Below are 12,005 nucleotides of genomic sequence, written 5' to 3' on the forward strand. Positions count from 1 at the left end.
GGAGGGACGCGGAAGATGAAACTGGCCTGTATGACTTTGCCTTATGCAACCTGTTCCATGGAAAGGGCTTTGGAAGGGATCTCGCGCGCGGGGTATCGATATATTGGCATCGGGAATCCTCACGGGGGGATTGAATTACCGGATGCGGACGACAGCCGTGCAATCGGCCAATTGGAAGAACTGTTTGCCATGTGCAACTTGCAACCGTTGCAGCTTATGTCCAATGCACATTTTAAGATCGATCAGCCGATCGAGCGGGCGAGACAGCGCATGCAACTAGCGAAAGCGCTGGGGATCAAGGAAATACTTACTATCGGGACGCAAAGCTATCGCTCCTTTCCGTCGGATCCTCTGACAGAGGAGGAAATGCAACCGATAAACCGGGCATACATCGAACGGTACAAACAAATTGCCGAGGAAGCGGCCCTACTCGACCTCATCATAACGATCAAACCCCATACCGGCAATACGGCAACCGCCGCGGATATGCAGGAGACTTTGCAGCAAATCGGTTCCCCGCATATTCGGGGGTGCTACGATCCCGGCAATGTGGAGTTTTACGAAGGAATTGATGCCTCTGACGATTTTCCCCAGGTGGCGGAGCACACGCATTCGCTTATCGCCAAAGACCACCGCGGGGAGCGGGGCGCACGCGATTTCCCGATACCCGGTACAGGAGATGTAGATTTCCCGGCTATTTTTACCGTTTTAAAGAGGGGTGGGTTCGAGGGCAATGTATTTTTGGAGCGGGTGGACGGACCGGCTGTACCCGAGCTGATCGATCAGCGAATCGCAGATGCTCGAATGCACCTGGTTCGCATGTTGCAGGAAGCGGGTTTTAGACCAGAATGATGGAAACGCGAGGGTGTCCATATGTTCAAGCAGAGAGCAAGATTGCTAATCCTGTTAGCCGGAATAACCGCTATTGTCGGAGCTTGCAGCGGAGGGGCAAAAGAGGGAGCCGATGTTCCTCAAACGGCTAAGGAAAATCCGGCCAAGCGCGTTCCGCTAACCTTAGTGTCCATTTCTCCTATAGAGGAGATGGAAGTGGTTTATTTGGAGCCGCTGCGCAAAAAACACCCTCATCTCGATGTACGGTACATTCAATCATCGAAGGCCAACGGCACGACGATTCCCGAACTGCTGGCGACCGGCGTCAAGTTCGATTTGTACACCAATTCACGGGGAGGATTCGAGGAGACGCTGCTCGATTACGATCTGAAGTACGATATGAGCGACTTGATCCGCAAGCATAACGTCGATATTGGCCATCTGGAGCCGACAGCCATCGAATCGATGCGGCAGATGTTCGATGGAAAGCTTTATGGCCTTCCGGTCAAGATGAACAGCTTGCTGCTCTACTACAACAAGACGCTTTTCGATACGTTCGGAGTGTCCTATCCGAAAGACGGGATGTCATGGACGGAAACGCTCGATCTGGCGAACAGAATGACACGGTTTGACGGCAGCGTGCAATATTACGGGATCGGCAGCCATGGTACGGGTGCGATGATCGGCTGGAATCCCTATTCTTTGCCATTGGTGGACGGAACCAAGCGAATACCGACGGTTCATACGAACGCGCAATGGCAGACACTGGTCCAATCTGTGCTATTAAATCCCGTATTCACGAAAGCATACAAGGAAATAGGGAAAATACCGGATTGGTCCACGTTTAGCAAGGATCGCAGGGTTGCCATGCTTTTGTACACGGCGGCCGCTCCGCTTGCACTGACAAAAGAGTTTTCGTCGCTCGATTGGGACATGGTTTCATTTCCGGTATTGCCCGGCTTGGCTGAAGTCGGCTCGCAGGTATCTCCGAATTATTTCGGCATCACTTCACTTTCGGAGCATAAAGAGGCGGCGATGGAAGCGATCAAGTTTTGGACTTCGCTCGAATTTTTCATCGAAAATTCGAAGGGCGGTACATTGATGGCTTCGAGAGCCAAGGAAGTGAGGGAGACGCTTGGATCGGAATCTCCTTTCCCGAGTAAAAATTGGCAGGCGGTCACCTATTATCCTTTCGCTCCGCTTGCAGCGACAACGAACGTCGATTCCAAAGCGAGGAGCATCTATGAGAAGCATCTGAATGCGTTGCTTGCGGGAACGGTCGATCTCAACACAGGCTTGCGTATGATGGCGGAAGAGACACAGAAAATGATAGACGAGCAGCCGAACCCATGAAGCGATTGTTAGTGGGATGACAAGAACTTGACCCTTTTGCCGAAGTAAAGTGAAGGTGGCTCAGCTAACGGAGACGATAACTTAATCGTTACACAACGGCAGCCGGCCAAAATGTTCGGCTGCCTCGTTGTGCTAACGGTATTCTTTCAATAAGCCCATTTTCATCCCCCCCCCCCCTCATGGCTGTACTGTCCATGCCTTCACTCCACTCTGCAAAATCCAGCAGGATGGGTTCAACATCTCCAAAATCTTCAACAACCCTCCCCACCTTCAACAAACTAAGCCTGCTCAAAAAACCGTTCCATCCAGAAACATACTGGAAGAAGAACGGTTTCTAAGCAGGTCGCTCGGGATGACCCAAATAAATATGCGATCGGTTTATTCGCCTGCCAGCATGAGCTTCTCCAGCTCAAGCGGTTCAACGTACACCCCGTCCTTGTAAGCTCTCATGTTCCCCCCGGATATTTCATCGATAAGAACAACTTGCCCGTCCTTTTTCAATCGGCCAAATTCCAACTTGATATCATACAGCTCGATGCCCTTCAAGCTGAGCTCGTCCTTCACGACTTGACTGATTTGCTTCGTCAGCTTTTCCAGCGCTTCATATTCATCAGCCGACAAAATACGCAGCATTTCAAGAGCAGACTTGCTGATCGGCGGATCTTGACGCGCATCATCCTTTAACGTCACTTCCACAAATGCATCTAGTTGTTGCCCTTCTTCCGCATATAGACCATAACGACGAAGGAAGCTTCCTACCGCACGATAGCGGCATATGACCTCAAGCCCTTTGCCGAACACAGAGGCGGGAGCGACGGTCATCGTTGCTTTCTCGATATCCGCATCGATGTAATGGGTCGGAATGTTCGCAGCATTCAATTTTTCGAAAAAGAACTTCGTTAAGCGGAGTCCTGCCCGCCCGGCGCCTTCCATAACTAACCCGACTGTATTGGCGCCGGGATCGAATACGCCATTCTCTCCTGTTACATCATCCTTAAACTGCAACAGGTAATCCCCATTTTCCAGCTCATATACATCTTTTGTCTTCCCGGTGTACAAACGATTCACAATATGTTTCCCCCTTCTACGACAGTTAGATTTAGCAAATATTTTATATTATAGCATAAGCCCGGCAACTCTCTGTATCGCTATATACGTGAACTGTCGGAACTTGGGATTTACGCTGTTGTGGTTGGGTCTGGTTTGAGAGACTGAAGCGGATAGCCGGGCCAGGATTCTGCACATTAGCAATCTATAAGAAACCGGGCATGTTGTTGGATGATAAAATGTAGACATATAGGGGGCTGCATACGGAACGTGTAATCTTGATGATGAATGTGCAAGAAAACCAGAGAGGAGAGTCAGTAGCATGGCAAAGATCGTTTTCGCATTGAACCAGTCCCTGGACGGGTTTGTCGACCATATGGCATTCCAGCCCGACCCCGTGGTATTCCGTCATTTCATCGACGACATGCGTGGCCTGGCGGGAAGCCTGTACGGGCGCCGCATGTATGAGACCATGCGGTATTGGGACGAGGACCATGTGGAATGGGATGCGCCGGAACGGGAATACGCGGCAGCGTGGCAAAGCAAACCGAAGTGGGTGGTGTCCAGGACGTTACAGTCCGTCGGTCCGAACGCTTCTCTGATCGAGGGCGACCTCGCAGCAGCCATACTTAGGCTGAAGGCTGAGCATGAAGGGGAGATTGAAGTTTCCGGGCCGGAGTTGGCGCACAGTCTAACGGAGCTCGGTCTCGTTGATGAGTATCGACTCTATCTCCATCCAGTCGTGCTGGGTCAGGGCAAGCCGTTCTTCGCCGGTCCGCGGCCGCCGCTGCGCCTCGTGGCAAGCGATCGAATTGGCGAGCAGGTGATCAGGTTGACCTACGTTCCAGTTTAGTTGTGCGGTTGACCTAACGGTCTAAAGGCACGTTGCTCTTATAGGGGATTCGAGGAACAAGAATAGAGGAGTTGCCTTGTTGAGGCAGCTTCTTTTTATTTTTCGGTGAAGTCACTGGCAGTAGAGATCAACTATACCCAATAAATCCCTGTATAACACCCCAATGCGATATATGATTAAGAAAACGAATCATTGGCGCCAGAGCATGGGGAGCTTTACCTTGTACATAAGCGAGATAACAAGTGTGTGGATGATAAAGCAAATCATGGATAAACGGGCGGGGTAAAAGTCGATTGACAGGCAACATAAGGGTAAAAAGGGGGATACAAGAATGAGCAATCAGGATGAAAAGTTTGTAAAGCCCGAAATACTGGCGTTTGTTTTGAGTAAAATGCTCGACAAAACGATCATTCGCGCAGATTATCAGCTCAAAGAGTTGCAAGGCGGGACGGTAGGAGAGGTTCAGCTAGTAACCGGCATGGTGGAAACTTCCGATGGTGCACATTTGCCCTATAAAATGGTTTGGAAAACACAGAAAAAATTTGAGCGTTATGGTGATCCGGATTCTTGGCGAAGGGAATACGACCTCTATGAATCGGATTTCAAAAAGGTTTTCTTGGATTCGTTCCGTTGGCCGGAGTGTTATCACGCCGAAATAAATGGCGATGAGATTCAACTGTGGATGGAATATATCGAGGGTGTGTCAGGTTTGAATCTGACCTCGGAGATGTATGAACGTATAGCTGAGGAGTTGGGGCGATTTCAAGGCAAGTTGTACACGGAACGACCAAACGTACTGCAGAATCTGCCCAATTTAAGCAAGGTTGAGTATTTGAAAAACTACTATCTGCGGTATCGGTCGTGGAATGTTCTGTATGATTACATACGCTCCGACGACTGCGAAATTCCGAAGCACCTGTGTAAAATGCTCATTGACCTCGATAACAATGCGGACAAAATATTTAATCGCATTGAAAAGCTGCCAATCGTGCTTTGCCACAGAGATTTTTGGGTGGAAAACATATTCTTTTCGGACAGTAAAATCGTAGCTATTGATTGGGATACCGCCGGTTGGGGGTACTTGGGTGAAGATATCGCGAGTTTACTATCGGATGAAGCGGACGTCTGTCATATGATTGAATACTATCAAAAATGCGTTCCTGCGTATTACAGGGGTTTTTCGGAATATGCGGATGTGTCTCATCTCTCCGATCCTTGTATCTATGAACTCATCCTTGTTATGTTCGGGTACAGGCTTGTGGAGTGGTATAAATTCGCTGAGTCGCCCGAAGATAAAGTAATGCACCTGAATACCTTGCAAAAAATCCATGAGATAGGCAGATTAACGGATTAAACATTGAATGAATATTTGTATATTATGGTAGAGTATCACAGTATTTAACGCCTAATTTGAAGGGGGAATGCCGGTGGAACATCGGATAGGATCGGCAAACTGCCCCCTTTCTTGAGGAACGGTATCGTAACCCTTGCCCAAAGTGATTGGCACATGCCGGCATCGGCGAGCCAGATCGGGAGATGGCGCGTTAAGGGACAGGCAGATTTGCGCAGCAAGTACTCTGTTATTTTTTGACAACTGCTACCCATAATTCATTTTTATTTTCTTCTGGTGGCAAATAACATTCAATGGCAGGTAAATAAGCGAGGTCATACGTTGAGGCTGGGACCCACTCTGTATACAAGCGTTTCCAAAGCTCGCCTATACCATCTGGCCCACCTTCCGCTTCGAATACAGCCCAAGCAGCTTCCGGAAAACTTCTTTTTATCATTCCTTCTGGTGGTAAATGCTCCGATACAATGGACATAATGTAATGGAACTTCTCATTTTTACCATGATCACCATCCGCGCTTACTCCTAAAATCCCCTTCATTTTATGGTCGGTTTCCCGTATTTCCCACAGCTTCTCAAAGAGTCCTTCTTTCTTGGCATTGGCCCATATCCGAGGAACAATATTAAGGGCATCAGCTGTACTAACCTGTTCCTGCACTCCCACAATGGAAAATCCCTTTAATTCTTCAATCCTGTAATTCATTTCCGTGACTCCCTTAATCGAAATTTGGAAGGAGATTCGTGGATAAGTCTTGAGTTTTATACCGACGTTACGTGAGGCAGTCGGTGTGGTGCCATGTAAATTTTGAAATGCGCGGGTGAATGCTTCTGGCGAGTCGTATCCCAGCTTCAGTGCAAGATCAATAACTTTAATATTGCTGTTTTGAAGTTCAAAAGCCGCTAACGTTAATCGTCGACGTCTCACATATTCCGATAATGAAACATCCGTAATAAAAGAGAACATACGTTGAAAATGGTACACCGAGCAACACGCGACTTTTGCTACCTCTTCGTAATCGATATCTCCTGTAAGATGTTCTTCAATATAATTGATTGCTTTATTCATTCTTTCGGCCCAATCCATTCACGATCATCCCTTCCAATTTCAATATATATCAATAAGGATCTCGTGGCCGTGCATTCTGTGCACCAAAATGCAAGGGTGTTTAACCATTCTATCCAGCAACCATCCAAAAGACAAAAATAGCCTAATCCTCCGTCATTGTACAGATAAAATTAGGTTATTCCACTAACGGAGACGATATCGAGGAGTTGCAACAAGGACAGCTCCTCTTGGGGTACATGGATGTAACGGGCAGGATAATACAAACCGCTTATTGACAGATATAGAAAATAAATGGTATTATTTTCCCAATTTAATTTATAACAGCTATTGACTGCCGACTGATATCGGTAGTCTTTGCTATATTAATAGGAGGAAAGCTGGTGTGTTCGCGTGGAAAACGTTAAAACGGTACCCATTCTTGTAGAGGAAATGAGTTCTTGGAGCCGTGAGGTACTGGGAAAGTGGGTAGAGGACGATTACGTAGTAGAAACATGGACGGAGATCGCCTTAAACCTGGATCTAATTGGCGATTTTACGAGAGGTAATGCTCGTTTGGAGTCCATCGTGGAGCGTATTCAGAACGGACAGATAAGTCGCCGGCTGGAGGTAACAACCGAACAAATCACCCCCATCTCTGCACGCATATATTCTACGTATCGCAATTGGCCGGATGAGGTGGCAAGAAAAGGCGCAGTACTTGCATCTTCAATCGCAGACACATATGGCATAGGCATTGTGGCCGTACCGAAGCCGAACATAATCGGCGAAGGACTGAGGCCGGTATTGGCGGCGGGGCAAATAGGATTAATCATCACGCAAAACAATCCGCTGTTGAACATGAGAATTTCCGATGAAAACCGGATAGGCAACAATCCGTTCGCCATCTGCGCTCCCGGAGAACCACCTTTTTTGTTCGACGGTTCCTTTTGCTCTTACAGCCGGCATTCCATGATTAGTCTTAAGGAGCATGCGGATCGCTATGGCACCTTGCCACTAGGGACCATTTTGGACGCTAATGGCGAACCTACGCAAGATACGGAGATTTTGTATGGGCTACTGAAGGCCGATCGCGGCAACGGATCGTTTGCCCCTCTAGGTGGCTTGAAGGGATTGCACATGGCGATGGGCATGGAGTTTCTATCGGGTGCCCTAACGGGAGGGTTTTTCGGAAATGCTCCAGGCAAGCCATGGGGCGAAGGTGCAGTCATCCTAGCATTTAGTTCCAAATTGTTTAAAGTTGATGAGATGAAGGAGCAAATTCAAGCGTACTTGAATGCATTCCGCACTTATCCGGGAAAACATTCCTTTGAACAACGCCGGGAAATGATGGAGCGCGGGTGGATCGAATATCCAATTGAGGTGTATGAAACTTTCTGCCGTGTCAGCGAAAAATCCGGGGTTAGCAAGCTTACTATTTCCGATTCAACCATGTAAATTCGTGGGATTACAGAGAGAATTCACATGAGAAAAAATCAGCTTTTTTTTCCAGTCTAGGTTTTGCCTTGCTGCGAGACGTTCGGCAGGAATGGGATTTCATATGGCTGCAGGAAGTTCTGCAGGCATCGGACCATGCAAAAGCGAATCCCGGCGCAAGGCCGTATTTTCAGTGATGCTGGTGGTTCAACTAACGGAGACGCGATAATTGAATATAGCATACGACGGCAGCCGGATCGGCTGCCGTTTTCATAAGCCAGATTCTCATTGACAACCTGACATGTGTTCCATAATATGTAATGACATAAGTTAAAAATACCTATTGCATACAGGTGCTTATTATACCGAAAGGCAGGTCAACCATGTCCAGATCAGATGCTCCCCCACAAGCCGCTTCGTTTCTTCAACGTACTGTGAAAGCCATGCGCGTGTACCGCTGGTCGATTTCCTTCCTCACCCGCTATCGCCTGCAATTTCTGCTGTTCATCTTATGCGGCATCGGCATATCTTTTGCAGAACTGGCCATACCCAGATTTCTGCAAGCCGTTATCGATGATGTAGTGCCAAACCGCGACACTAAGCTGCTGTCGATTTTATTCGCGGCCGTAATCGGATTTATTGGCATAATGATTGGTCTGACGGCTGCGCGCAATATCCTGCAACGCCTTTTCTCCATGCAAGCGGGCAAGGATCTGCAATTCACTTTATTCCGGCACCTTCGCCGCATGGGCTTCGCCTATCACGAGCAAAACCCCGTGGGCCGCACTTTATCTCTGATGAATACCGAGGTAGCCGCCGTACAGACCATGTATCGCGTTATGTTCCCCGAGATGGTGCAGCGCTTGTTTATGGCGATATTGTTCAGCATTGTCATGCTGGCCTTGAACGTCAAGCTTAGTCTGCTAACCATTCCTTGCTTTCTCTCCTACTATATCCTAGGGCCTTATTTTCAACAGCAATACACCAAATATATTAACGCGGCGTTGTCTTACCGACTGCTCTATAACAAGAAAATTTACGACAGCATCTCGGCCACGCCGGAGCTCCGAGCCCACTCCGCGGAAGCTTGGGATATGGGGCGTTTAATGGACGGCACCCGCCGAATCGCCAAGATGATCGTTCGCTATCAAGTGAACGGCCATATTAACCAGAACCTGCGGGCGATGACGACCTCGCTTGGCCTGGTATTGATTTTCTGGTTCGGGGCAAAAGACATTCAAGCCGGTTCCTTAACCGTAGGTGCGATCATCGCCTTTTTGCTCTATTATATGTTCTTCATGCAAGCGGTAACTTCCCTTGTGGGGGTTATTACCGAGCAGAAGGTCGTTTTGGCGCAAGCCGAAGCGCTGTACGATTTCTTGCAGCAGGTTCCGGAGGTGAATGAAGCCGAGCACCCTCGGCAATTAAAGGAGCTAAAAGGCAACCTTTCCTTCAGTCAAGTCACCTTCGGTTACGGAGCGTTTCCGCCTATTTTGAAAGGCTTTGACCTACACATTCAGCACGGGGAGCGAATCGCGTTAGTCGGGACCAGCGGCAATGGCAAATCAACGGTGTTGAAGCTGATCGGGCGGTTCTACGATCCTCGCGAGGGGGAAGTGAAGCTGGACGGGGTTTCCCTGCGGGAGCTGAGCTTCCGTCAGCTGCGCAGCTCGATCGGGTTCGTGTTCCAGGACACTTACTTATTCGGGACCACGGTCCGGGAGAACATCCGCTTCGGATTCCCGGACGCGACGGAGGAGCAGATCATCGCTGCCGCGAAGGCGGCGCATGCGCATGACTTCATCATGCAATTCCCGGGCGGGTACGAATCGCTTGTCGGCGAACGGGGCATCAAGTTGTCGGGCGGTCAACGGCAGCGGATCGCGATTGCAAGGATGTTTTTGAAAAATCCCTCGATCATCCTGCTCGACGAAGCTACTTCCGCCTTGGACAATGCCAGCGAAAAGGAAGTGCAGCATGCGCTCGACCGCTTGCTAGTGGGGCGCACGACCATAGCCGTTGCCCATAGGTTATCCACGGTCAGGGATTACGACCGGATCGTGCTGATCGACAACGGCCGTGCCGAGGAGGTTGGTTCCTATGAGGAGCTGATGGCTAAGAGAGGGGCCTTTTACCGACTTGCCGTTCGATTGTCTCAGGAGGAAGAGGTATCTGAAAGCCATTCATTGTCCGCGGACCAACCGTCCCGATCGGAGTCACCCGCGCAAGGAAAGGAGCAACCGGCATGAATGAAGTTATGCTCAACGTACATTGGATAAAACGGTACATATGGAAGTATAAATCCGGGTTTACGCTGGGGCTGTTGTACCTACTGTTGGCTACGGTGGCAGGCATCGCGGTGACGGCTGTACAGAAGGTCGTCATTGACGACATTTTTCTGCGCGGCAACTATGAGCTATTGCCCGAAACGTTAGGCTGGTTTGCGTTGGCTATCGTCTGTTCTTCCTTTTTCGGCGTATTGTGGACGCACACGGGGCGTGTCAGTGCTTATAAAATCAATGCCCAACTCACGGAAGACTTGATGAACGCCATTTACAAGACGCCAACGCCAATCTACAACAATGAACGCATCGGCAAATATGTTAGCTATTTCTCGAACGACATTAACTGGACGACAGTCGCCTTGACGCAGTTTGTGCCGAAAGGCATAGCGAATATCGTCACGGTGCTGCTTTTGTCCGTCATTATCGGTTGGAGCTCGCCCGTCATTCTCGTTTGCATCTTGGGATTCAGCGCTTTGTACCTGGCGTTGGGCAAGAAATTCGGCGGCAATATTCGCCAAGTATCCAAACAGCTGCAGGAAGCAAAAGCCAACTTTCTCGTTCACTTGGAGGAAGGCGTCTCATCTACGAGGGAAGTGATCGCTTTTCACCGGGAAGAATGGGAGCAGAACAAATTCAATACCAATTTTGCCGTTTATTTCGACAAGGTCATGCAAGAGGGCAAGCTGGAGAACAAGAAACTGGTCTGGAGCGATCCGCTAAAGTGGGGGGCTAGTCTGCTTGTGCTTGGTTATGGCGGGTATCTGGTAATGGACGGGGCCTTATCAATTGGAATGTACGTGGTGATCTTCCAATTCACGTCCCAGCTGATGAACGCGATCCATGACGTGTATTTGTTCGTCATGGAGGCGCAGAGCCGGCTCGCGATGGTCGACCGCATCCGGGGAATGGTGCAAGGTCCGCAGATTGCCGACGGCGAAACAGGGATAGAAGGTCCCATTCGCAGCTTGACGCTGGAGCACGTTAGCTTCCGGTACAACGAGCAGTCGCGGAATGTGCTGGAGCAACTGTCCCTTACGATTCCGGTCGGCCGTAAAGTCGCGTTCGTGGGGACTAGCGGCGGGGGCAAATCAACCATCGCCCAGCTGCTGCTGCGATTTTACGATCCAGACAGCGGCTGTATTCGTGTGAACGGGGCGCCGTTGACCACGATTCAACGAAAGGCCTGGAGCGAGCGGATTTCGGTCGTCTTTCAAGACCCGTATTTATTCCCGGATACGATCGGCAACAACATATTGCTGGGAGAAAGCCGGAAGCAAGAGGACGTGGAGGCGGCATGCGAACAAGCGTGCATCCATGACTTCGTTCTGACGTTAAGCCAAGGGTACGATACGGAGTTGGGCGAACGCGGCATCAATTTGTCCGGCGGCCAAAAGCAGCGGCTTGCCTTGGCTCGAGCCCTCTTGAGACGCTCTGAGATTTTGATCCTCGACGAGTCGACCTCGTCGCTTGATCTCGAGACCGAACGCCGCGTGCAAAAACAGATCGACGAGCTTCGCCAAGGCTTGACTACGATCATCATCGCGCACCGGCTGTCAACGATTCAGAATGCGGATCTGATTTACGTGATGGATCAAGGCCGTGTCGCCGAACAAGGCACTCATGAAGAACTGATGGCAGGGGATACGATTTACAAAAAGCTGGTCATCTCACAAAAGGAAGATAATGGGGAAGGGGCGGAGGATAGGCAAGGTGTGGCCAGCTAGTCAGTCGCAGCCTTGATTATTGTTAGGGGAACCTATAGCTCAATCTCACTTGACGGCGGCCGGCACTCGAATCGGCTGCCGTTGT

General features: G+C 49.6%; 9 protein-coding genes. 7 read left to right on the forward strand and 2 right to left on the reverse strand.

Translation table 11 applies throughout. The features are described 5' to 3' along the window. Nucleotides 1–15: 15 nt before the first annotated feature. Both AC3Y2E_RS19955 and AC3Y2E_RS19960 read left to right on the forward strand, forming a co-directional pair. On the forward strand, nt 16–852 hold the full coding sequence (locus AC3Y2E_RS19955; protein WP_379213411.1) for a sugar phosphate isomerase/epimerase family protein: 837 nt from the start codon (nt 16–18) through the stop codon (nt 850–852). A 21-nt stretch (nt 853–873) separates the two neighbouring features. Continuing rightward, nucleotides 874–2,184: an ABC transporter substrate-binding protein gene (locus AC3Y2E_RS19960; RefSeq protein ID WP_379213413.1), complete on the forward strand. Its 1,311-nt coding sequence runs from the start codon at nt 874–876 to the stop codon at nt 2,182–2,184. A 378-nt stretch (nt 2,185–2,562) separates the two neighbouring features. Here AC3Y2E_RS19960 and AC3Y2E_RS19965 read toward each other — a convergent pair whose 3' ends face one another. After that, entirely contained in the window at nt 2,563–3,252 is a 690-nt protein-coding gene (locus tag AC3Y2E_RS19965) for a phosphoribosylaminoimidazolesuccinocarboxamide synthase (RefSeq protein ID WP_379213415.1), read from the reverse strand. Nucleotides 3,253–3,553: 301 nt separating this feature from the next. On the opposite strand from AC3Y2E_RS19965, the gene AC3Y2E_RS19970 reads away from it, so the two are divergent. Then, nucleotides 3,554–4,084, forward strand: a complete 531-nt coding sequence (locus AC3Y2E_RS19970; protein WP_379213417.1) for a dihydrofolate reductase family protein — start codon at nt 3,554–3,556, stop codon at nt 4,082–4,084. 331 nt (nt 4,085–4,415) lie between these two features. Next, complete coding sequence (locus AC3Y2E_RS19975; RefSeq protein WP_379213419.1) at nt 4,416–5,438, forward strand: aminoglycoside phosphotransferase family protein; 1,023 nt, start codon at nt 4,416–4,418, stop codon at nt 5,436–5,438. Nucleotides 5,439–5,664: 226 nt separating this feature from the next. Here the strand turns inward: AC3Y2E_RS19975 and AC3Y2E_RS19980 are convergent, their stop codons facing one another. Then, nucleotides 5,665–6,516: an AraC family transcriptional regulator gene (locus AC3Y2E_RS19980; protein WP_379213421.1), complete on the reverse strand. Its 852-nt coding sequence runs from the start codon at nt 6,514–6,516 to the stop codon at nt 5,665–5,667. Between the two features lie 372 nt (nt 6,517–6,888). Between AC3Y2E_RS19980 and AC3Y2E_RS19985 the strand changes: the two genes are divergently transcribed. The 3 genes from AC3Y2E_RS19985 (at nt 6,889) to AC3Y2E_RS19995 (ending at nt 11,920) form a co-directional block, all read left to right on the forward strand. Beyond that, entirely contained in the window at nt 6,889–7,932 is a 1,044-nt protein-coding gene (locus AC3Y2E_RS19985; protein WP_379213423.1) for an Ldh family oxidoreductase, read from the forward strand. Between the two features lie 362 nt (nt 7,933–8,294). Beyond that, nucleotides 8,295–10,160, forward strand: coding sequence for an ABC transporter ATP-binding protein (locus AC3Y2E_RS19990; protein WP_379213425.1), 1,866 nt, complete (start codon nt 8,295–8,297; stop codon nt 10,158–10,160). Further along, entirely contained in the window at nt 10,157–11,920 is a 1,764-nt protein-coding gene (locus tag AC3Y2E_RS19995; RefSeq protein WP_379213427.1) for an ABC transporter ATP-binding protein, read from the forward strand. The genes AC3Y2E_RS19990 and AC3Y2E_RS19995 overlap by 4 nt, the downstream gene beginning before the upstream one ends. The last annotated feature ends 85 nt before the right edge of the window (nt 11,921–12,005 follow it).

It is taken from the genome of Paenibacillus sp. MAH-35 (assembly GCF_058135425.1).